General features: G+C 47.5%; 20 protein-coding genes. 7 read left to right on the forward strand and 13 right to left on the reverse strand.

Going from position 1 to position 23284, the window contains the following annotated elements; all coding sequences use genetic code 11:
* Positions 1–14: 14 nt before the first annotated feature.
* From carA to ACJHYD_RS06650, 9 genes are all read right to left on the reverse strand, one after another.
* Positions 15–1163, reverse strand: coding sequence for a glutamine-hydrolyzing carbamoyl-phosphate synthase small subunit (gene carA, locus ACJHYD_RS06610; protein ID WP_001445800.1), 1149 nt, complete (start codon positions 1161–1163; stop codon positions 15–17).
* A gap of 455 nt (positions 1164–1618) precedes the next feature.
* The gene (gene dapB, locus ACJHYD_RS06615; protein ID WP_000543604.1) at positions 1619–2440 is read right to left on the reverse strand and encodes a 4-hydroxy-tetrahydrodipicolinate reductase; all 822 of its coding nucleotides are present in this window, start codon (positions 2438–2440) and stop codon (positions 1619–1621) included.
* A gap of 166 nt (positions 2441–2606) precedes the next feature.
* Positions 2607–3521, reverse strand: a complete 915-nt coding sequence (gene rihC / locus ACJHYD_RS06620; RefSeq protein WP_001239137.1) for a ribonucleoside hydrolase RihC — start codon at positions 3519–3521, stop codon at positions 2607–2609.
* Positions 3522–3586: 65 nt separating this feature from the next.
* Positions 3587–4537 carry a 4-hydroxy-3-methylbut-2-enyl diphosphate reductase gene (ispH, locus tag ACJHYD_RS06625; protein WP_001166395.1) on the reverse strand — a complete coding sequence of 317 codons (951 nt, stop codon included), beginning with the start codon at positions 4535–4537 and terminating at the stop codon, positions 3587–3589.
* Between the two features lies 1 nt (position 4538).
* Positions 4539–4988 carry an FKBP-type peptidyl-prolyl cis-trans isomerase gene (fkpB, locus tag ACJHYD_RS06630; protein WP_000004655.1) on the reverse strand — a complete coding sequence of 150 codons (450 nt, stop codon included), beginning with the start codon at positions 4986–4988 and terminating at the stop codon, positions 4539–4541.
* An 87-nt stretch (positions 4989–5075) separates the two neighbouring features.
* Positions 5076–5570 carry a signal peptidase II gene (lspA, locus tag ACJHYD_RS06635; protein ID WP_000083369.1) on the reverse strand — a complete coding sequence of 165 codons (495 nt, stop codon included), beginning with the start codon at positions 5568–5570 and terminating at the stop codon, positions 5076–5078.
* Positions 5570–8386: an isoleucine--tRNA ligase gene (ileS, locus tag ACJHYD_RS06640; protein ID WP_001286869.1), complete on the reverse strand. Its 2817-nt coding sequence runs from the start codon at positions 8384–8386 to the stop codon at positions 5570–5572. The genes lspA and ileS overlap by 1 nt, the downstream gene beginning before the upstream one ends.
* A 42-nt stretch (positions 8387–8428) precedes the next feature.
* On the reverse strand, positions 8429–9370 hold the full coding sequence (gene ribF, locus ACJHYD_RS06645; protein WP_000767329.1) for a bifunctional riboflavin kinase/FAD synthetase: 942 nt from the start codon (positions 9368–9370) through the stop codon (positions 8429–8431).
* 7 nt (positions 9371–9377) lie between these two features.
* Entirely contained in the window at positions 9378–9596 is a 219-nt protein-coding gene (locus tag ACJHYD_RS06650; protein WP_001300728.1) for a DUF2575 family protein, read from the reverse strand.
* A gap of 102 nt (positions 9597–9698) precedes the next feature.
* Here ACJHYD_RS06650 and rpsT point away from each other — a divergent pair, with 102 nt between their 5' ends.
* The 6 genes from rpsT to ACJHYD_RS06680 all read left to right on the forward strand — a co-directional run bounded on the left by rpsT (position 9699) and on the right by ACJHYD_RS06680 (position 16871).
* Complete coding sequence (gene rpsT / locus ACJHYD_RS06655; protein WP_001274021.1) at positions 9699–9962, forward strand: 30S ribosomal protein S20; 264 nt, start codon at positions 9699–9701, stop codon at positions 9960–9962.
* 484 nt (positions 9963–10446) lie between these two features.
* Positions 10447–11868 (forward strand): type III secretion system effector EspX1, encoded by a 1422-nt coding sequence (gene espX1, locus ACJHYD_RS06660; RefSeq protein WP_001550581.1) that lies wholly within the window; start codon positions 10447–10449, stop codon positions 11866–11868.
* Between the two features lie 301 nt (positions 11869–12169).
* Complete coding sequence (locus ACJHYD_RS06665) at positions 12170–12703, forward strand: fimbrial protein (protein ID WP_000759929.1); 534 nt, start codon at positions 12170–12172, stop codon at positions 12701–12703.
* A 49-nt stretch (positions 12704–12752) separates the two neighbouring features.
* Positions 12753–13436: a fimbria/pilus periplasmic chaperone gene (locus tag ACJHYD_RS06670; protein ID WP_001306194.1), complete on the forward strand. Its 684-nt coding sequence runs from the start codon at positions 12753–12755 to the stop codon at positions 13434–13436.
* A gap of 12 nt (positions 13437–13448) precedes the next feature.
* The gene (locus ACJHYD_RS06675; protein WP_001550580.1) at positions 13449–15899 is read left to right on the forward strand and encodes a fimbrial biogenesis outer membrane usher protein; all 2451 of its coding nucleotides are present in this window, start codon (positions 13449–13451) and stop codon (positions 15897–15899) included.
* 12 nt (positions 15900–15911) lie between these two features.
* Complete coding sequence (locus ACJHYD_RS06680; protein WP_001550579.1) at positions 15912–16871, forward strand: hypothetical protein; 960 nt, start codon at positions 15912–15914, stop codon at positions 16869–16871.
* 37 nt (positions 16872–16908) lie between these two features.
* Here ACJHYD_RS06680 and nhaR read toward each other — a convergent pair whose 3' ends face one another.
* Together nhaR and nhaA are read right to left on the reverse strand one after the other, a co-directional pair.
* Positions 16909–17808 carry a transcriptional activator NhaR gene (gene nhaR / locus ACJHYD_RS06685; protein ID WP_001300855.1) on the reverse strand — a complete coding sequence of 300 codons (900 nt, stop codon included), beginning with the start codon at positions 17806–17808 and terminating at the stop codon, positions 16909–16911.
* Between the two features lie 65 nt (positions 17809–17873).
* Positions 17874–19040, reverse strand: coding sequence for a Na+/H+ antiporter NhaA (gene nhaA / locus ACJHYD_RS06690; protein WP_000681360.1), 1167 nt, complete (start codon positions 19038–19040; stop codon positions 17874–17876).
* Positions 19041–19625: 585 nt separating this feature from the next.
* Here nhaA and mokC point away from each other — a divergent pair.
* Entirely contained in the window at positions 19626–19778 is a 153-nt protein-coding gene (gene mokC / locus ACJHYD_RS06695; protein ID WP_000809168.1) for a type I toxin-antitoxin system toxin MokC, read from the forward strand.
* 103 nt (positions 19779–19881) lie between these two features.
* Here the strand turns inward: mokC and dnaJ are convergent, their stop codons facing one another.
* Together dnaJ and dnaK are read right to left on the reverse strand one after the other, a co-directional pair.
* The gene (gene dnaJ, locus ACJHYD_RS06700; RefSeq protein WP_001118464.1) at positions 19882–21012 is read right to left on the reverse strand and encodes a molecular chaperone DnaJ; all 1131 of its coding nucleotides are present in this window, start codon (positions 21010–21012) and stop codon (positions 19882–19884) included.
* Positions 21013–21100: 88 nt separating this feature from the next.
* Complete coding sequence (gene dnaK / locus ACJHYD_RS06705; protein WP_000516135.1) at positions 21101–23017, reverse strand: molecular chaperone DnaK; 1917 nt, start codon at positions 23015–23017, stop codon at positions 21101–21103.
* Positions 23018–23284 lie beyond the last annotated feature (267 nt).

Here is a 23284-nt window from a genome sequence, read left to right on the forward strand (position 1 = left end):
TCTTTTACTCCTGATTACTTAGCGGTTTTACGGTACTGCTCAATTAACTCGATAAAGTGGTCGAACAACGGCGCTGCGTCGTGTGGCCCAGGGCTGGCTTCAGGGTGACCCTGGAAGCTGAACGCCGGTTTATCGGTGCGATGAATGCCCTGTAACGTACCGTCGAACAGGGATTTATGCGTGACACGCAGGTTTGCAGGTAATGTTGCTTCATCCACCGCAAAACCGTGGTTCTGGGCGGTGATCATCACCACGTTTTTCTCCACATCTTTAACCGGATGGTTGCCGCCGTGGTGACCAAATTTCATTTTGACAGTCTTCGCACCGCTCGCCAGCGCCAGCAGCTGATGACCGAGGCAGATGCCGAAGACCGGAATATCGGTTTCGAGGAATTTCTGGATGGCGGTAATGGCGTAATCGCACGGGGCCGGGTCGCCAGGACCGTTGGAGAGGAAGATGCCGTCTGGATTCATTTTCAACACATCTTCCGCAGAAGTTTGCGCCGGAACGATGGTCAGGCGGCAGCCTCTATCCACCAACATGCGCAGGATGTTGCGCTTGGCACCAAAATCATAAGCCACAACATGGAACGGCAGCTCGTCTTCTTTCTTCGCTTCTGGCAGGCCGCCGGTCAGCGTCCAGCTCCCTTGTGTCCAGCTATACGTTTCTGCGGTGGTCACTTCTTTTGCCAGATCCATGCCGTTCAGACCTGGGAACGCGCGGGCTTTTTCTAACGCCAGCGCCGCATCCGGGTTATCGCCCGCGATAATGCAGCCATTCTGTGCGCCTTTCTCGCGCAGTAAACGCGTCAGCTTACGGGTATCGATATCGGCAATCGCCACGATGTTATGGCGCTTCAGGTAAGAAGAGAGGTCTTCGGTATTACGGAAGTTGCTGGCAATCAGCGGCAGGTCGCGAATCACCAGACCTTGTGCATGTACCTGAGAAGATTCTTCATCGGCGTCATTAGTGCCGACATTGCCAATATGGGGATAAGTAAGAGTAACGATTTGACGAGAATAGGAAGGATCAGTGAGGATTTCTTGATAACCGGTCATTGAAGTATTGAAAACGACTTCCCCAACCGCCGAACCTGTTGCCCCTATGGCCCGACCGTGAAACTGGGTTCCGTCTTCCAGAACCAATAGCGCTGACTTAATCAAAACACCCTCCAGAGAATATTCACTCACTTTATTTGCATATTAATTCACAATGATGACGTAAATCAATGCAAATCTGCTTACCGACGAATTTCTGGCAAACGGCGGCATTCTGGAGATATGGGAGCTAAAAGTCAACTTAATGGCGGGATTTTTTATATTATTTTGTGGCTCATGCATGTTTTACAGGCATTAAGCGACAAAAAGATCATATAACATGTTCTGGAAAACGCTTGCGCAGCAAGAAGATTGCATGAAATCAAAATGAGCAGAAAAAAGTGGACCAAACGGTCAAAATTTACATTAAAACAACAAAAACAGAATACAAAACATGTAGTTTTCAGCACTTGCATTAAATTTAAAAGCATAACACCAAAAATAAAAGGGCTAAAAAATAAAGCCCTTTATATTCAATGCATTAAATGTGTTATTTTTGCATCACTATAAATATTTTGTGGTTACAGATTATTGAGATCAAGCACATCTCGCATATCAAAAAGACCACTTTCCTTACCACTCAACCACAACGCCGATCTTACCGCACCGTTAGCAAATGTCATGCGGCTGGATGCCTTATGGGTGATCTCCAGACGCTCGCCAATATCGGCAAACATCGCGGTATGTTCACCAACGATGTCACCTGCACGCACGGTGGCAAAACCAATGGTGCCAGGCACACGTTCACCGGTATGGCCTTCACGACTGTAGACCGCGCAATCTTTCAGATCTTTATCAAGAGCGTGGGCGATCGCCTCTCCCATTGCCAGTGCGGTGCCTGACGGCGCATCAACTTTATGTCTATGATGTGCTTCAATAATTTCGATATCGGTGTAGTCCCCCATCACTTTGGCTGCTTTCTCCAGCAGTTTAAGCATGACGTTAACGCCAACGCTAAAATTGGCGGCAAAGACAATCGCAATATCGGCGGCTGCGTCACGAATCGCCTGTTTACCGGCTTCGTCAAACCCCGTAGTGCCGATCACCATCCCTTTGCCATGCTGGCGACAAAAAGCGAGATGATTCAGCGTACCTTCCGGACGGGTAAAATCGATAAACACATCAAAATCATCTTTTACCGCATCGAGGCTGCTTTGCACGGTAACGCCTGTTTTCCCTGCTCCAGCCAGCTCACCGGCGTCGCTGCCCAGTAAAGAAGATCCTTCGCGCTCCAGCGCCGCGCCCAGCTGCACGCCTTCTAATGCCAGCGCCGCCTGAATCAACTGGCGGCCCATACGCCCCCCGGCTCCCGCGATGGCAACGCGGATGTTTGCATCATGCATAGCTATTCTCTTTTGTTAATTTGCATAGACCGTTTTCAGAGTAACCAGCGCATCGCTACGCCGCCAGCCAAAAACGCTGATAATTAGAAATTAATGATAAACAGGGAGGGATATCAGTGAAAGGCATGAGTCGATGAATGACTGCATGCCGATAACATGTGACAGGTTACGGCACCAGAGCCAGCACCTCAGCTACCCACTGCTGGAAGCCTTTTACATTCAGATCCAATGCCACCTGTACATTGGCTGGTTTGCCCAGGCAACCGTCGATATCAACCACCGTCGTGCCAGAGGTAAATTCGCCCTGCGTTTCCACTGCCACAAAACACGGCTTGAGAGTGAACAGGTCCGGGCGCACCAGCCAGGCGATGGCGCAGAGATCGTGCATTCGCAGTCCACTTTGCATACTGCCGCTACGGTAGTGACTAAACAGGGCGTGGAGCATTTTTCCGGTGCGATTCAACTCCGGCAAAGTAGCGAGATAGTCAGGGGTTAATATTGCCTGATTGGTGACATCCAGACCGCACATGACGATTTCGATGCCGCTACGGAAGACACAGGCTGCCGCTTCTGGATCGGCAGCGATATTAAACTCGGCGTTTGGTGTGCAGTTGCCGCGACCAGCAGAACCGCCCATGATCACCAGACGACGAATATACGGTTTACATTCCGGGCATTGTGAAAGTAACAGCGCAATATTGGTTAACGGGCCGATGGCCACCAGGGTAACAGGCTCAGGCGCACGCATCAGGGCATCACGAATCGCCAGAAACGCTGGTATCCCAAGTGGCTTTCGGTTGTGCTCAACAAAGTCGTAGCCAGCCATTCCCGATTCGCCGTGCACAGATGCCGCATCACGCGGTGCGCGTACCAGCGGCACAGCGGCTCCCTGAGCGAGCGGAATCTCCGCATTCCAGAAATGCAGCAGTTGCAGGGCGTTGCGGGTGGTTTTCTCAACCGAGACATTACCCGCGACGGTGGTCATCAGTTGCAGGTCGAGTTCGGGGGCAAAAATCGCGGCAGCAATGGCGACGGCATCGTCAATGCCGGGGTCAGTATCGAGGAAGATAGGTAAACGCATGTTTTCTCCATAAAAAATGCCGGTAACAAGACCGGCATTTTCGCATAACTTAGGCTGCTAATGACTTAATCGACTTCACGAATATCGACACGCAGCTCTTTCGGCACTTCGAAAACAATGTTTTCTTCACGGCCTTCCAGCGGAATGGCTTCACCACCGCCCAGCTGCTGCAAACGTGCCACCACATTCTGCACCAGAATATCCGGAGCCGATGCGCCCGCAGTCACGCCGACGCATTTAACCTCTTTCACCCACTCTTCCTGGATATCTTTCGCATCGTCAATCAAAAACGCGCGTTTGCCCATCCGCTGAGCCAGCTCCGCCAGACGGTTGGAGTTAGAGGAGTTTTTCGAACCGACCACCAGCACCACTTCCGCCTGCTCTGCCAGGGCGCGTACTGCTTCCTGACGGTTAGTAGTGGCGTAGCAGATGTCATCTTTGCGCGGACCGACAATTTTCGGGAAGCGTTTACGCAGCGCGTCGATCACATCAGACGTGTCATCCACCGACAGCGTGGTTTGGGTCATAAAGGAGAGCTTCTCTTCGTTTTTGACCGTCAGTTTCCACACATCGTCTGGCGATTCGACCAGATACATTCCCCCTTCCGGGTTGCTGTACTGACCCATCGTCCCTTCCACTTCCGGGTGCCCGGCGTGACCGATAAGAATAGATTCTTCGCCACGACGGCTGGCGCGGGCGACTTCCATATGCACTTTGGTCACCAGCGGACAGGTGGCATCAAACACCGTCAAATCGCGGCTTTTTGCTTCGTTACGTACGGCCTGAGAAACACCGTGTGCGGAGAAAATCAGGATTGCGCCGTCCGGCACTTCGCTAATCTGCTCAATAAAGATAGCCCCACGCTCACGCAAGCTATCGACCACGTAGCGGTTATGCACCACTTCGTGACGGACATATATCGGTGCGCCGTAAATGGCCAGCGCGTTTTCAACAATGCTGATAGCGCGGTCTACCCCGGCACAAAAACCACGCGGGTTGGCCAACAGGATCTGCATGTTACGCCTCCAGTGCCGGATCGATTTCCAGCACTTCAATATCAAAATGAACGGTCTGCCCGGCCAGCGGATGGTTGAAATCAACGGTAATGGAGTCGCCGTTAATTTCGCGGATCACGCCAGGCATCTCACTGCCATCCATTGCGGTAAAAAGCATGATTGCGCCAATTTCTGGCTCGCCTGCATCCATAAACTCACGGCGGGAGAAGTACTGAATCAGATCCGGTGACGGCACGCCAAACGCCGCATCTGGCTCCAGCGAGAAAGTGGTTTTATCGCCCACTTTCAGCCCCAGCAGGTGTTGCTCCAGCCCTTCGGAAAGAGAAGCATCGCCCAGGCGGAATAGCGCCGGTTTACCGTTGTTGCGGGTAGACTCGGCGGTGGTGCCATCGTCGAGTTTTAGCGTGAAATGCACCAGGACGGCGCTATTGCTCTGTACAGATTCAGACATGCAGGTTTGCTCTTATATTTTGAGGATTTTTGCCGGATGCTGCCTACGATTTCGTAGCAATCTGTAGGCCGCATCCGGCAGGGTTTATTATTGTTTTTTCGCTTTAGAAGGTAAAAACCCTTCCAGCACGATCAGTGCCGCACCGACACAAATGGCAGTATCGGCAAGGTTGAAGGTGGCGAAGTGCCAGTCGCCGACGTAGAAGTCGATCATATCGACAACGAAGCCGTGCCACAGGCGGTCGAACAGGTTGCCCAGCGCGCCGCCAATAATCAGCGCGTAAGCGATATTGTTTAGCTTCTGCGTGGCCTTCGAGCGATACATCATCACTGCCAGGATCACGCTAATACCAATCGCAATACCGGCAAAGAACCAACGCTGCCAGCCGCCGCTATCGGCAAGGAAACTAAACGCCGCGCCATAGTTACGCGCATAATGCAGATTAAGCGACGGGAACAGCGGGACCGTATCCCCCAGAGCAAAGTTCTGGAGGATCAGGTACTTGCTGCCCAGATCGATAATCAGCACGACTACCACCAGCCACAGCCAGCGTAGCCCTGTTGAACAGATCGATTGACTCATCAGGCAAACTTACGTTTTTCACCGTCACCGGCGACGTTGCTGACACAGCGGCCGCAGATTTCTGCGTGTTCCGCTACCTTGCCGACATCCTGGGTGTAGTGCCAGCAGCGTGGGCACTTCTCACCTTCGGCTTTACTCAACGCGACTTTCAGCCCTTTGAGTACTTCGCTCTGCTGGGCATCAGCAGGTGCGTCGTTATAGTCTGCAACGGTAGCGCCGGAGGTCAACAGGACAAATCGTAATTCATCGCCCAGCGCGGTCAGTTTCGCCGCCAGTTCCGGTTCTGCGAACAAGGTCACTGCCGCTTCCAGCGAGCCACCCACTTTCTTGTCGGCACGCGCTTGCTCAATGACTTTGTTCACTTCGCCACGCACTTTCAACAGCTCGTCCCAGAACGCATCGTTCATCGCTTCACTGTCTGCCAGACCAAACAGGCCTTCGTACCACTCGCCGGTGAAGACGTATTTTTCACGTTCACCCGGCAGGTAGCCCCACACTTCATCAGCGGTGAAGGAGAGGATTGGTGCCATCCAGCGCACCAGCGCTTCCGCGATGTGATACAGCGCTGTCTGGCAGCTACGACGCGCCACACTGTCCGCTTTGGCGGTGTACTGACGGTCTTTGATGATGTCGAGGTAGAAGGAACCCATCTCAACGGAGCAGAAGCGCATCAGACGCTGTACCACTTCGTGGAAATCGTATGCTTCGTACGCCTTGAGGATGTCTTCCTGTGCCGCTTTCGCACAACCTACGGCCCAGCGATCCAGTACCACCATCTCTTCCGGTTTCACCATATCTTTTGCCGGATCAAAACCGTTCAGGTTTGCCAGCAGGAAGCGCGCGGTGTTACGGATACGACGATAGCTGTCGGCAGCACGTTTCAGGATCTCGTCAGAAACGGCCATTTCACCGGTGTAGTCAGTTGATGCCACCCACAGACGCAGAATATCCGCGCCCAGTTTGTTCATCACATCCTGCGGCGAAACGGTGTTGCCGATGGATTTAGACATCTTGCGGCCCTGACCATCCACGGTAAAGCCGTGGGTCAGTACCTGACGATACGGTGCTTTGCCCTTCATCGCGGTAGAGATCATCAGAGAGGACATGAACCAGCCACGGTGCTGGTCTGAACCTTCCAGATACATGTCCGCAGCGTGACCGGCAAATTCCGGACGCACGTCAACAACGGAAGAGTGGGTAGATCCGGAGTCAAACCATACATCCAGCGTATCCGGCACTTTCACGTACTGATCAGCTTCGTCGCCGAGGAGCTCTTTCGCATCGAGATCCCACCACGCCTGGATGCCGTCAACTTCAACGCGTTTAGCCACTTCTTCCATCAGTTCGAGGGTACGCGGATGCAGCTCTTCCGTGTCTTTATGCACGAACAGTGACATCGGTACGCCCCAGGTGCGCTGACGGGAGATACACCAGTCAGGACGGTTAGCAACCATCGACTCGATACGCGCCTGGCCCCAGTCCGGGATCCACTGCACGCCTTTGATCTCTTTCAGTGACTGCGCACGCAGACCTTTCTGATCCATGCTGACGAACCACTGCGGCGTCGCGCGGAAGATGATCGGCGTTTTGTGACGCCAGCAGCACGGATAGCTGTGCTGCATTTTCTCAACGTGCAACAGCGCGCCTTTTTCCTGCAGCAGCGCAACAACGATGTCGTTCGCTTTGAAAACGTTCACGCCATCCAGCGTCGGGTAAGTACCCGGCAGATAAGTGCCGTCCGGGCCAACCGGGTTAGCGGTTTCCAGGCCGTATTTCTGACCGATCACATAGTCGTCCGGGCCGTGGCCAGGCGCGGTGTGAACGGCACCGGTACCGGCATCCAGGGTAACGTGATCGCCGAGGATTGCCGGAACGTCGAAGCCCATAAACGGATGGGTAAAGCGCAGCAGCTCAAGCTCCGCACCTTTTACCGTGCCGAGAATGGTGTAATCGGTCACGCCGATACGCTGCATTACGCTTTCAACCAGATCTTTCGCCAGAATCACGGCCTGACCGTCGATCTGCACCAGCGCATAGTCGAAATCAGGTGCAATAGAGATTGCGCGGTTCGCAGGCAGAGTCCACGGCGTAGTGGTCCAGATCACCAGCGAGATTGGGCCGTTAACGTTGCTTACGGCAAATTTTGCTTTCAGCGCATCCTGATCGACCGCCTGGAAAGCAACGTCGATGGACGGAGAAGTTTTGTCGTAATACTCAACTTCCGCTTCCGCCAGCGCAGAACGGCAGTCAACGCACCAGTGTACCGGCTTCGCGCCTTTGTGCAGGTGACCGTTGCCGATGATTTTGCCCAGCGCGCGGATGATATTGGCTTCAGTTTTGAAGTCCATGGTCAGGTACGGGTGGGACCAGTCACCCAGCACGCCCAGACGGATAAAGTCTTTGCGCTGACCGTCAACCTGGGTCGCAGCGTATTCGCGGCACTTGGCGCGGAACTCAGCGGCGGTGAATTTCTCCCCCGGCTTACCGTATTCTTGCTCTACTTTCAGTTCGATTGGCAGACCATGACAGTCCCAGCCAGGCACATACGGCGAGTCATAACCGGAAAGCCCTTTGGACTTCACGATAATGTCTTTCAGAATCTTGTTAACCGAGTGACCAATATGAATGCTGCCATTCGCATAAGGAGGGCCATCATGCAGAATGAAGGTTTTTTTGCCTTTTTTAGCCGCACGGATGATGCCGTACAGATCATCATCAGTCCAACGCGCCAGCATTCCCGGTTCGCGCTTGGCGAGATCGCCACGCATCGGGAACCCTGTTTCCGGCAAATTCAGGGTTGATTTATAGTCACTCATCAGATTCTCGGTTCCGTGTTTCGGTTTGATTACATAACAGGCTTAAGCCGGTTTTGTTAGCCCAAAAAATTCGCGGGCGGTTAATTCATCACGCGCAATCTGCGCTTTCAGTTCGTCCAGCGACGCAAATCGCTGCTCATTGCGTATTTTTTTACGCAGCACTACTTGTATATGGCGACCGTAAAGGTCCATTGCAACATCTAACAAATGCACTTCCAGCTGCTGGCGAATACCGGCAACCGTTGGGCGTGTTCCGATGTTTGCCACGCCGGGTAACGGCTTTTCACCGAGGCCCAGCACTTCTACCGCATAAACCCCTTTCACCGGGGAAACCTGACGGCGCAGCGGTACATTCGCCGTCGGGAAACCTATAGTGCGCCCTAATTCATCACCGTGGACTACACGCCCGGAGATGGCAAACGGGTGCCCCAGTAAACTTTCTGCCAGAGCCAGATTGTCATCCGCAAGGGCCTGACGCACGGCGGTGCTGCTGATACGCACCCCACCTTCGCAAAAAGTTTGCGTACTGGTGATATCGAAGCCGTATTCCATGCCAGCTTTCTGTAATAACAAGAAATCGCCTTCACGACCAGCGCCAAAGCGGAAATCATCACCTACGGCAAGAAATTTTACGCGCAAATGCTTCACCAGAAGATCGCTGATGAAATTTTGCGCGGTTAACGCCGCGAAACGCCTGTCGAAACGTACGCACAGCACGTAATCAACGCCACACTCTGCAAGGTAACGCAGTTTTTCCCGCAGCCGGGTCAGCCGTGCCGGGGCTTTATCGGTTGCAAACAGTTCCAGTGGTTGAGGTTCAAAAAGCATCACCATCACCGGTAAGTTGCGCTTGCGCCCTTCTTCCTGCAAGCCCTGTAACAGCGCGCGATGACCGCGATGCACGCCGTCGAAATTACCAATAGTCAGCACACACCCTTCTTGCGGGGCCTGGCTGAGATTATGTATGCCGCGTATCAGCTTCATGTCTGGCTCAAAACAGTGAAAATCGTCCGAGTATACCTTGTACAGCGGTCAAGGTTAACCGGCGATTGAGTACCGAAATCAGAAAGAAGTGGCTTTTCATTGCCATGGCGCAAATCACGGGAAGAAACTGACCGCCTGCTGCAATTTTTATCGCGGAAAAGCTGTATTCACACCCCGCAAGCTGGTAGAATCCTGCGCCATCACTACGTAACGAGTGCCGGCACATTAACGGCGCTTATTTGCACAAATCCATTGACAAAAGAAGGCTAAAAGGGCATATTCCTCGGCCTTTGAATTGTCCATATAGAACACATTTGGGAGTTGGACCTTGGCTAATATCAAATCAGCTAAGAAGCGCGCCATTCAGTCTGAAAAGGCTCGTAAGCACAACGCAAGCCGTCGCTCTATGATGCGTACTTTCATCAAGAAAGTATACGCAGCTATCGAAGCTGGCGACAAAGCTGCTGCACAGAAAGCATTTAACGAAATGCAACCGATCGTGGACCGTCAGGCTGCTAAAGGTCTGATCCACAAAAACAAAGCTGCACGTCATAAGGCTAACCTGACTGCACAGATCAACAAACTGGCTTAATCGCCAATTTGCTGAAGCTTTGTGAAAAAGCCCGCGCAAGCGGGTTTTTTTATGCCTGCTGCTTTTGTGATGCGTGAGAAAACACACTGCCGGTTGCCAGATAGTCAAAAGTTACAGGTTCTTGCAGACATGCAGTTACACTCTCTGTACTCTTCGTGACTTAAGAATCGTAGAGTCATCGGCTGATATATTCTGAATAAGAATATCTACTCAATCTTCAGACTCCCCCTACACAGAATGTGGAGATTGTGATACACATTGAGGTATTAAACTTAAGACCACTCTATTTTTGAATTAAATTCCTATACACTTTAACGATTCATAAATATCTCCTTATTAGACCTTGTAAATTATTAACAGCAATCAACACAGGTTAACTACCTATTTATATTGTACTTCTTAAAATTAATGAGCGATTTTTGATAGTCCTCACATTCACTCATAAATTAAATTAAAAAAAATTCATCAACTTCAAGGACTGATAATGACAGATGGTATCTCAACCTCGCCACGTTGTCTTTATAAATCAAATATAGTAGATGATGTAATAATAAATAAAACAAGACAAAATGAGTTAATAAAAGTATTTTGCGAGTATAAAACCGAGTTCTTAATTTTGTTTGATGACTTTTTCAGAAGCCAGGATTTGCCTAAACCATCTCCAGTCCTTCATCATTTTTTTCAATATACTCATCTAAGAGATGCGCATTTTTATAGATGTAAACTCATAGAACATACAGTTCAATTTTCTTTTTTTAAACACAAAGATATCACATTACTTAGATTGGATGTTTTTGATGACAGAACAAGCGAATGTCTTTCTGAAGAGATTAAGATATATCAAGAATGCCATGAAAAATTCATTAAGTTTTTAAAGATAAACTTCAGCCAGGAAATATACCCACAGCTATATACTCCTGAAATATTTTATGAGGCCTGCAGAAACCTCCAGTCATTTTATGATCATCAGGAGACGTCACAAAACGCTAATTACAGTGCAATAGACAAGAAAAAAAGTTATTTTAATAAGGAAATCAAAAATCTAATTAAAAAGAATATTTATCCTGAGCTATACAATGAACAATGCTTGAAAATCCCCGCCTCATCGACAGATGATAACCAGGAAATAACATGGCGGAATTTTAAAACTAGCAATGCGGCATATTCACAACTATGTGAAAAATTATCTTTATTTAAAAGCGCGCCCAGTCGGTTAATAGAAAAATCAGCTTACTGCTCAATTGAAAACATGATCACCAATAAATTTGATGTTGTCTTTTCTTACTGCGGAGATGATATAAAGGAATTTATACTTTTATTACCCTATAATAAATCACTGGAGATGTATGAACTTAACGAGCAAAAGATCCAGTATTTGACCACCCCTAATATTAATATAAATAAACTATTGCTATCAAATATAACAATAGAAAAGAGCAACCTTTCATATGGGTATTATTTTGGTTGTGTATTATCCAATATATCATGTTTTGAAAGCGACTTATCAAACACCATCTTTTCAAATGGAGAAATAAATAACCTCTTCATTAAAAAAAGCAACATATTTGGAACATCGTTCACTAATACCAAGATAAAAAATTTGCGCTGTGAAGATATTATGCCTGGTCGATGGACCACTCAACTTGTCAATAAGCACTTAGGTTACAGATATACAGGAGTATTCAAAACCCTGGCAAGTATTGATGACAAACCGTCCCGTTTCGAAATTTTGATACCATTGATACAAACTTTAGTTCGCGACAATGTAAAGCTAAATAATGATGTGTATAAAGAACTTAATAAGTTTATGCACGATTACGACAAAACATCCCCAGAAATGAGAAAATACCTTCAGAGCATCAACGAGTGTATGCTCCTTATGAAAAACATAGTTCACCAAGATTAAAATACTCAAAGAAAGAAGTAATTTCAGAATGAAATTGTCTGTGATGATTATTAATACACTGCAGAGAAATAAAAAACAATCTGAAGCATGCTCTGAAACATCCTACTCTGTCACTCTAATGATGGCACCTTGCTCTTCTTATAAAGAAGGGAACAATTAAGAATATTAAATTTTCAAAGTTTCATCAACTTCACATCAAGAAATTAAAAAATTTAAACATTAATCTAAATAATAACAACCTGATCACATAATCGGGTTTGAAAACGAGTGACCTTCCATACCAGTTAATTAAGGATGATTTATGAAAAAGTATATTATTCCCTTCGTTGCGACAACGTTGATGTTTAGCGCAACAACCTTCGCCAAGGATGTCGATCAAGGAACGCTAACCATTAGAGGAGAAGTTGTTGATACAACGTGTTACTTTGTTAATGGTGATTCGACAACAGATATCGTTGTCGAAGATGTTGTAACCAGTGCAATGAATCAACTTATCAATAATGAAATCTATACTTTAAAAACCGGTTCAACCTCTCATGACTTAGAAATTCAGTGTGACGGCAATACAGCCCCAAGTATCGAAGTGCTAGCATCAGAGTTTGATGCTAATAACTTTACGCTGAATAAAGGAACTGCTGAGAACATTGGCTTTGCCATTTTCCTCGATGATGGAACTTTGACCAGAATGAGACCGGGGTTAAAAACACCGCTGAAAGATAATGGCTCTGGTCAATATTTTCTTAATTTAAGTGCACAATATGCCCGCACAAGTGGCAATCCTGTTACAAAAGGCTCCGTAGAGTCAACCGTAACGATTAAAATCAGTGCAGATTAACGTTTTTTGCCGGTAGCTCTGCTACCGGTATTATTTACGGAGTGATTACGTGAGAATAATAACAGCATTACTGATGTCATTTTTTATTTTACCTGTTCATGCCGGTGTGGTCATCTATGGTACGCGCATTATTTATCCGGAAAAAAACAGAGAAGTTCTCGTACAGTTAATGAATCAAAGTAAAAATGCCTCTTTGATTCAGGCATGGATCGATGATGGGAACACCACTATCGCGCCAGAAAAAATTCAGGTCCCATTTATTCTCACACCGCCAGTAAGTCGTGTAGCAGGTGGTTCTGGCCAACAACTTAAAATAAGAAAAATGCCAAACAATTTGCCTCACAATAAAGAAAGTTTATTTTATCTAAATGTTCTGGATATCCCTCCAAACAACCCACAAAATGCAGGAAAAAACAAAATTAAACTTGCATTGCAAAACCGTATAAAGTTACTTTGGCGTCCAAGCGGAATCGCTCCGGTAGATAAAAAAAGCCTTTCTCAATTAAATATCAAAAAGAAAAATAACGCCATCTCAATAAACAACGAAACAGCCAACTGGATAACGGTTACAACTATCAAAGCACAAAACGTGAAAGTTAATAATGAAAGTATCTTACTGCCTCCATTTTCGAATAACGACATTACATTAAAAAATAACCACGCATCAGAATATGAACTAACGGTAGTTGATGATTACGGGAATAACATCCATAGTAAAATCGCCGCGAGATAACAGGAAAAAGTCATGTTAAGGACGACACGATGGGTCGCTGCTATTATTTTTTTGTATTCTTTTCCGGGTTATGCTGAAGAAACTTTTGATACGCACTTCATGATTGGCGGCATGAGAGGAGAAAAAGTTTCCGAATATCGTTTCGATAATAAACAACCGCTTCCAGGAAACTACGAACTTGATTTTTATGTAAATCACCAGTGGCGTGGGAAAAAAGATATCACGATCCCAGAGTCACCAGCCAAACCATGTCTGCCTAAGGTGCTGCTAACCACACTGGGGGTAAAGACCGATAACCTCAATACAGAAGATAATTGTATTTTACTGGATGAAGCGGTTCATGGTGGACAATATCAGTGGGATATCAGTGAACACCGACTAAATTTAACAGTACCACAGGCGTATATCAATGAACTTGAAAGAGGCTACGTTCCCCCAGAAAGTTGGGATCGCGGCATTGATGCTTTTTATACCTCCTATAATTTAAGTCAGTATCGCTCTTATGACAGCAATAATAACAGTAATACAGCCAGTTATGGCCGGTTTAACAGCGGATTAAATTTATTTAGTTGGCAGTTACACTCTGATGCCAGTTATAGCAAACCTGATGATATGAAAGGCAAATGGCAAAGTAATACTCTTTACCTGGAACGTGGCTGGTCGCAAATATTAAGCACAGTTCAGATAGGAGAAAATTACACATCTTCACTCATATTCGACTCTCTGCGATTTAGCGGAATACGCTTATTTCGCGATATGCAAATGCTACCTGATTCTATGCAAAGCTTTACACCTTTAGTACAAGGTGTTGCGCAAAGTAACGCCTTGATAACGGTTTCGCAAAATGGCTATACCATTTACCAAAAAGAGGTTCCCCCAGGACCATTTACTATCGCAGATTTGCAACTTTCGGGCAGCGGCTCTGATCTCGATGTCAGTATTAAGGAAGCAGATGGTAGTGTTCGTTCCTTTTTGGTGCCCTACTCTTCCGTGCCCAATATGCTGCAACCTGGTGTTTCAAATTTCGATTTTACCGCCGGACGCAGTCAGATATATGGTGTCAAGAATCAGGAGGACTTTCTCGAGGCAAATTATATATATGGCCTCAACAATCTTTTGACACTTTATGGCGGTACGATTTTATCCGATAACTATAATGCTATAACTCTGGGAAATGGTTGGAATACACCGCTGGGAGCAATCTCTTTTGATGCTACCCGATCGAGTAGTAAGTTAAATAATGATACCAGACACGAAGGTACGAGCTATCAGGTCGCCTATAATAAATATCTATTGCAAACGGCTACTCACTTTAGCGTGGCCGCCTGGCGTTATGCTTCGCAGGATTACAGGACATTCAGCGACCATCTTTACGAAAATGATAAAATAAATCATCAGAGTGACTATGACGATTTTTATGATATTGGAAGAAAAAATAGCCTTTCTGCCAATATCATGCAACCTTTATCCAATAATCTGGGAAATGTATCATTAAGTGCGCTTTGGCGGAATTACTGGGGGCGAAGTGGAAATGCTAAAGATTACCAATTCAGTTATTCCAATAGCTGGCAACGCATCAGTTATACTTTCTCTGCCAGCCAATCCTATGATGAAAACGACAAAGAAGAGGAGCGTTTTAATCTGTTTATCTCCATTCCTTTCTACTGGGGGGATGATATTGCCAAAACACGTCACCAAATTAACTTATCGAATTCGACCTCATTTTCCAAAGATGGCTATTCCTCCAACAATACTGGAATTACTGGCATAGCCGGTGAACATGATCAGTTAAATTATGGTATATATGTTAATCAGCAACAACAAAATAATGATACCTCGCTTGGTACGAATTTAAGCTGGAGAACTCCCATCGCCACAATAGATGGCAGCTATAGCCATTCTAAAAACGCCTGGCAAAGTGGTGGAAGTATTAGTAGTGGATTAGTTGTCTGGCCCGGTGGTATTAATATAACTAACCAGTTATCCGATACATTTGCAATTCTGGATGCGCCTGGGTTAGAAGGCGCGCATATTAATGGACAAAAATACAACCGAACAAACAGCAAAGGCCAGGTTGTTTACGACCTGATTATACCTCATCGTGAAAACCATCTGGTGCTTGATATAGCAAACAGTGAAAGTGAAACAGAATTGCAGGGCAATCGTCAAATTATTGCGCCTTACCGTGGAGCAGTTTCTTATGTGCAGTTTACAACTGACCAACGTAAGCCCTGGTATATACAGGCACTGCGTCCCGATGGTTCGCCATTAACCTTTGGCTATGACGTACTGGATCTCCAGGAAAACAATATTGGAGTCGTTGGCCAGGGTAGTCGCCTTTTTATTCGCGTAGATGAAATTCCCACTGGCATAAAAGTTGCTCTCAATGATGAACAGAACTTATTCTGTACTATTACTTTTCAACACGTTATCGATGAAAACAAAACATATATATGCCAGTAAAAGGAGTTTACTATGAAGTGGCTTTTATTAATCACCTTGAGTCTATATTCTTTTATTGTGCAAAGTGCTCCCTGTGCAGTGACCAATGTCGGTGAACAACGTGGAACATATATACTCAAGCCACTGAGTATGAAAGGTAATCTAACCACCGAAAAAATTGAAAACACCGGGAATATCATTGAGTGTGCAGACTTGCAAGAGACGACCAACGCCATTAAAGTTCATTTTTTAACACAGAACGCTTTAAGGTTTAAAGTCGGAAGTCGTCATTACATTATTAATTTCCCCTTTGAATCTGACGGTAAAAAAATAGAGCTTCCAGGGAAGTTATCTTATAATTTAGAAGAAATGCTATCTGCGATAAATTTCACCATTCCATATTCTATCGCATCTGTATCAGATAGTTCTAACACCGCAGACATTTTTCCAGGAACTCCTTTTCCTTTGTTGTTCGAAATTGAAGTGAGTTCATGTACAGGGAATAATACTAATTGTAATAGCGTCCGCTTTAATTTTAATTTAAATACTATTTTACAGGTAAATTTAATGACCTGTGGTTTTGAAGATCAATCCATCGACACTGGACGATTTGTACTGTCTCGTATCAATAATGAAAATTATCAGTTTCATCATATAAGATTTGACTGTATCCAGGGTGAGCAAGGTGAATTAGTTTTTGAACCTAGTGATGTTGAATATTACTTTGAGCCAGTGACGATACAGGATTCAGGAACCAGCATATTAAAAAATGATTTAGAAAACAGTGAGGACGGTGCGGGTCAAATAGGCTTTCAACTCTCCAATGATGGTACGCATGAAATGCAGTATGGTAAAAGCAATTACTACTCTTTTCAGCATCCCCATGAAGGAAGTAATCAGATTCCTCTATTTATTCGCCCGCGTACATATGGAAATAATGTCTCAAGCGGGCAAATAATGAGCCGAGTCAAAATCGTGGTAATGTACAACTAATCTATCTCCCCCACCTTAACTTTGGGGGAGCTGCCGATTAACGTGCCGCTGGGCTAAAAAGCGCAGAATAATCCGTATTGCAGATTCGCTGTACCGCCGGGTGCTGAATCATCCGCTCAGCAAAAATAGCATGGTACTCTTCCATCACATTTTCGACGCGACCAATTTCTACGACAGTTTTATCGGCATAAAAGTCATATGCATAAAGCGTTGGGGCAACGAAGATTGCATTGTGCATCGCACCAAAAGCTTTCATCAACGCGGCATCATCAAACTCGCCGAGGATTTCTACGTTTAATCCCTGGGAGTTAAACCAGTTAAGCAATTTGCGCCCTAACATTGAACGTCGCCCAGGAATCAAAAGCCGCCGTTCTTCCAGACAAGCCGGGAACGGTTTTTCCGGTGGTGGATTTGTACACCAGAAACTCACGCCACATTCGCCAATTCTCACGGAGAACAGACCTTCCTGCTGCGTAGAATCTATCGGACAGTCGGAAATGATCATATCCAGTTTATGCTGACTTAATTGCTCCAGCAGCATTTCGTGGGTGGATTCGAAGCAGCGAAGATGAATCGGCTCGCCTTCTACCACTGCGGCGTTAAGTACGCTACTGACCAGGCGTTTAGAAAGTGCATCAGCCACGCCAACGTCAAACAATAAATTGGATTCTTTGCGATAGTTCACGATATCCAGCATTTCCTGGCTTAAGGTGAACATTTTATCGGCATAGCGATAGACCAGCTCTCCCAGCTCGCTGGGTTCGAGACCACGTCCCTTGCGTTTAAATAATTTGCCTTGCAGGCGCTCTTCCAGCGCCCGAATCTGTCCGGTAATGGTTTGTGGTGTTAAATAAAGCGCCTCCGCTGCGCCAACCACGGAACCTTCTTTATAGACATGCCAGAAGTAATACAAGTGGTTGTAATTGATATGAGACATGCTCATTTCTCTCCCTGATAACAATGAAAAGGGAGCCGTTTATGGCTCCCCGGTAAACCGTCCTGTCAAACTGATGGACGCAAACGAACGCGTAACCAGCTGTATCCAATTACCGCCGAAGAGATAGAACCGACCAGGATACCGAGTTTCGCCCAGTTAATCAGTTCTGGATCTACGCTACCAAAGGCCAGGCTGGCAATAAAGATAGACATAGTAAAACCGATACCGCACAGGATCCCCACCGCCATAATTTGCTGATAAGTCGTTCCCTCAGGCAGATGCGCCAGTTTCAAACGCAGCGCCAACCAGCAGAACAGACTAATCCCCAGCGGTTTGCCAATCAGCAAGCCAGCGATGATCCCCAATGGTAGAATGGAGGTCAAGCCATCCAGCGTGACGCCTTGCAGTGAAACGCCAGCATTAGCAAATGCAAACAGCGGTAAAATCAGATACGCCACCCACGGGTGCAACACATGCTCCAGTCGCTTCGCTGGAGAACGCCCATGCTTCTCTTTCAAAGGAATAAAGAAGCCGACAATTACCCCCGCCAGGGTTGCGTGAACCCCCGATTTCAACACCGCAGTCCACAACACCACGCCAACCAGAATATAAACGCCCGTGCGGCGTACACCACACAGATTCAATACCGCGAGTACCGCAATTGCTACAGCCGCGACACCAAGAGAGGCCATCGATAAGTCATTAGTGTAGAACAATGCGATGATAATGATGGCCCCAAGATCGTCGATAATAGCCAGAGCCATCAAAAAGATCTTCAGTGCTAACGGAACACGACTTCCCAACAGCGCCAGCACACCAAGTGCAAAAGCAATGTCAGTAGCCGCCGGGATCGCCCACCCTTCGCGGGTAATCGGATCGGCATAGTTAAAGGCCAGATAGAGCAATGCCGGCACAATCATCCCACCAATAGCGGCGATAACTGGAAATGCAGCCTGGCGTAAGCTGGCTAGCGATCCTTGCATCAGTTCACGTTTAACTTCCAGACCGACTAACAGGAAAAATACCGCCATCAGCGCGTCATTTATCCATAACAGCATGTTTTTGTTGATTTCGAGTGAACCAACCCGGAGCTGAACCGGCGTCTCCAGAAAGTCGTGATACCATCCACTGGTTGCGCCGCTGTTGGCCATAATCATCGCCAGGATAGCGGCAATGATAAGAATAATGCCTCCCGAGGCATCACTGCTAAAGAATCGATGCAGATGTTTCACTTTTTATTTCTCTTTCAGGTGAATAGATCGTTTTTACTATCTTACCCCGCACGAATCATCGTTAAAATCAGATTATAGTGTAAGAATAATTCGTTTTTTACGAACCATTGAAGGATTTGTGCCATCAGCGATGAGATGAGTTTTTGACGGCTGTAAGCGCTCACGAGTGACCCTAAACCCTGATAATCATAGCTTAAGGTCAGGATTTCTGAGGGATTAATTAGGAAAAGTAATAATTAATTTGTTGTCAGTCGGCGATGTTTGTTAGGCCAATACTTCAAAAATAATCCAGTTTGTCGTCAATAATTGCGATGAAGAGATAAATTAAAGTTAAATAATTAAATCATTAAAAAATTACGCCATAAAAATGCGAGGCGTCTTCAGGATTAGAATCGATAAAACAGAATTGGTTAAAGAGAGCGATATAATAGCGGCGGGTGCTTGAGGCTGTCTGTCTCAGGCATTAGCTGAACGGCAGATAGAGAAAAGCCCCGAGTGATATTTTACCATCAACCCGAGGCTCCCTATATGCTGAACACATGTAGAGTGCCTCTTACTGACCGTAAGGTCAAGGAGAAGAGAGCAATGAAGCAGCATAAGGCGATGATTGTCGCCCTGATCGTCATCTGTATCACCGCCGTAGTGGCGGCGCTGGTAACGAGAAAAGACCTCTGTGAGGTTCACATCCGAACTGGCCAGACGGAGGTTGCTGTTTTCACGGCTTACGAATCCGAGTAAGAGCAACGGCGGGGAGTGATCCCCGCCACTTTACAGGTGCTCGCATATCTTCAACGCACCCTATTTTTACCCTGGCCTGCCCACAGGCAGGCTTTTGGGGAGGTTAGCGAGTCAGGTCGTCAAAAAACTTCTTCACACCATCAAAGAAGCTCTTTGAACGCGGGCTGTTGTGCTCACCGGTTGGGCCACCGAAGCTTTCCTGCAGCTCTTGCAGCAGCTGTTTCTGCTTCTCGTTCAGACCTACCGGTGTTTCGACGACAACGCGGCACAGCAAGTCACCTTGCGCACCGCCGCGAACAGACTTGACGCCTTTACCGCGCATACGGAACAGCTTACCGGTCTGGGTTTCGCCAGGCACTTTCAGTTTGACGCGACCATCAAGGGTCGGTACTTCGATTTCGCCACCCAGCGCTGCCATAGCGAAGTTGATCGGGACTTCGCAATACAGGTTGTTACCTTCACGCTCGAAAATCGGGTGCTGTTTAACCTGAACCTGAACGTACAGATCGCCTGCCGGTGCGCCATGCTCGCCCGCTTCACCTTCACCCGCAAGACGGATGCGGTCTCCAGTGTCCACTCCTGCCGGGATTTTAACGGACAGCGTTTTGCTGCGCTCAACACGACCATGACCATGACATTTGTTGCACGGATCTTTGATCAGCGTACCGCGGCCCTGACAGTGTGGACAGGTCTGCTGCACGGCAAAGAAACCCTGGCGCATCTGCACCTGACCAGAACCATGACAGGTCGGACAGGTCTGCGGCTGTGTACCTGGTTTTGCACCGCTACCGTGGCAAACGTCACACTCTTCCAGAGTCGGAATGCGGATCTCTTTGGTCACGCCACGTACAGCTTCTTCGAGGGTGAGCTCCATGTTATAGCGTAAATCAGCACCGCGCGCCGCACGTTGACGACCACGTCCGCCGCCAAAAATATCGCCGAAAACGTCACCAAAAATATCGCTGAAGTCTGCGCCGCCGCCGAAACCGCCGCCGCCCATGCCACCTTGCTCAAACGCAGCATGACCATACTGATCGTATGCCGCACGTTTTTGCGAGTCGGTCAGAACTTCATAAGCTTCCTTGATCTCTTTAAATTTCGCCTCGGCCTCTTTGTCACCCTGGTTACGGTCCGGGTGGTATTTCATGGCCAGGCGTTTGTAGGCCTTTTTGATTTCACGCTCTTCCGCTGTTTTGGAAACGCCTAAAATCTCGTAATAATCTTGCTTAGCCATCTTTTTTAAATTGCCCCTAGATGAATGCACGGGCGGAGAGGAAATTCCCCTTCGCCCGTGTCAGTATAATTACCCGTTTATAGGGCGATTATTTTTTGTCTTTGACTTCTTCAAATTCAGCGTCGACAACATCGTCATCTTTCGCGTTGTTTGCAGAAGCATCAGCACCGGCAGTCTGCTGCTGGGCATGTTGCTGCTGGGCGATTTCCATCAGTTTCTGGGAAACCTGTGCCAGTTCCTGCATTTTCGCTTCGATAGCGGCTTTGTCTTCACCTTTCAGAGCAGTTTCCAGTGCAGTCAGTGCAGACTCGATAGCAGTTTTGTCGTCAGCCGGCAGTTTGTCGCCCGCTTCTTCAACCTGCTTACGGGTGCTGTGCAGCAGATGGTCGCCCTGGTTGCGAGTCTGTACCAGCTCTTCAAACTTACGGTCAGCTTCGGCGTTAGCTTCTGCGTCGCGTACCATTTTCTGGATTTCATCTTCGTTCAGACCAGAAGAAGCCTTGATGGTGATCTTCTGCTCTTTACCGCTGTTTTTATCTTTCGCGGAAACGTGCAGGATACCGTCAGCATCGATATCGAAGGTAACTTCGATCTGCGGCATGCCGCGCGGTGCCGGGTTGATACCATCCAGGTTGAACTGACCCAGAGATTTGTTATCAGCTGCACGTTTACGTTCACCCTGCAGCACATGGATGGTTACCGCAGACTGGTTGTCTTCAGCGGTAGAGAACACCTGGCTGTGCTTGGTCGGGATAGTGGTGTTTTTCGCGATCAGCGTCGTCATCACACCGCCCATGGTTTCGATACCCAGAGACAGCGGGGTAACGTCCAGCAGCAGTACGTCTTTTACGTCACCAGTCAGAACACCACCCTGAACAGCAGCACCGATTGCTACAGCTTCGTCCGGGTTAACGTCTTTACGCGGCTCTTTACCAAAGAACTCAGCAACTTTCTTCTGAACCATTGGCATACGAGTCTGACCACCAACGAGGATAACGTCGTCGATATCAGATACGGACAGGCCAGCGTCCTGCAGTGCAACTTTCAGCGGCTCAATGGAACGGTTTACCAGATCTTCAACCAGGCTTTCCAGTTTCGCACGAGTCACTTTGATGTTCATGTGTTTCGGACCGGTCGCGTCTGCAGTGATGTACGGCAGGTTAACGTCGGTCTGCTGAGCGGAAGACAGTTCGATTTTCGCTTTTTCTGCCGCTTCTTTCAGGCGCTGCATTGCCAGCGGATCGTTGCGCAGGTCAATGCCCTGATCTTTCTTGAATTCTTCAACCAGGTAGTTGATCAGACGGCTGTCGAAGTCTTCACCACCCAGGTGGGTATCACCGTTGGTAGCCAGAACTTCGAAGGTTTTTTCGCCGTCAACTTCGTCGATTTCGATAATAGAAATATCGAAAGTACCACCACCCAGGTCATAAACCGCGATAGTACGGTTGCCAGTACCTTTGTCCAGACCGTAAGCCAGCGCAGCTGCGGTCGGTTCGTTGATGATACGTTTTACTTCCAGACCAGCGATACGGCCTGCGTCTTTGGTTGCCTGACGCTGAGCATCGTTAAAGTATGCCGGTACGGTGATAACAGCTTCAGTTACCGGTTCACCCAGGTAATCTTCAGCGGTTTTCTTCATTTTTTTCAGCACTTCAGCAGAAATCTGCGGCGGTGCCATTTTCTGGCCTTTAACTTCGACCCATGCGTCGCCGTTATCAGCAGCAATAATTTTGAACGGCATGATGGAAACATCACGCTGTACTTCTTCGTCCTGGAAGCGGCGGCCAATCAGGCGTTTAATCGCAAACAGGGTGTTTTGCGGGTTCGTCACTGCCTGACGTTTAGCCGGCTGACCAACCAGAGTTTCACCATCCTGGGTATAGGCAATGATAGAAGGCGTGGTGCGATCGCCTTCGGCGTTCTCCAGTACACGAGGAGTGGTGCCATCCATAATCGCTACACAAGAGTTGGTAGTACCCAGGTCGATACCAATTATTTTACCCATCTAAACGTCTCCACTATATATTCGGTCATCATGTGGTTGTGAGTCTGTAATAGGGGCGAAACGTCTGGTTTCAACTGCCCAATTTCATTTTTTTGCAGACTCACTCACTGCGGTTGACTACTAAATGGGGTCGTAACCCACGTCATCAAGGGGGAGATGCAAAAATTTTTTGTGCTTTTGCGCAGAAATTTCGCGATATGCCAGAACAAGACACGAAACTGACAGCAATTTTATTCATATAGAGAATGAATGACAGCCAAGACATTC

Origin of the sequence: Escherichia sp. WS1368 (assembly GCF_046487485.1) — a bacterium.
Classification (GTDB): Bacteria; Pseudomonadota; Gammaproteobacteria; order Enterobacterales; family Enterobacteriaceae; genus Escherichia; species Escherichia coli.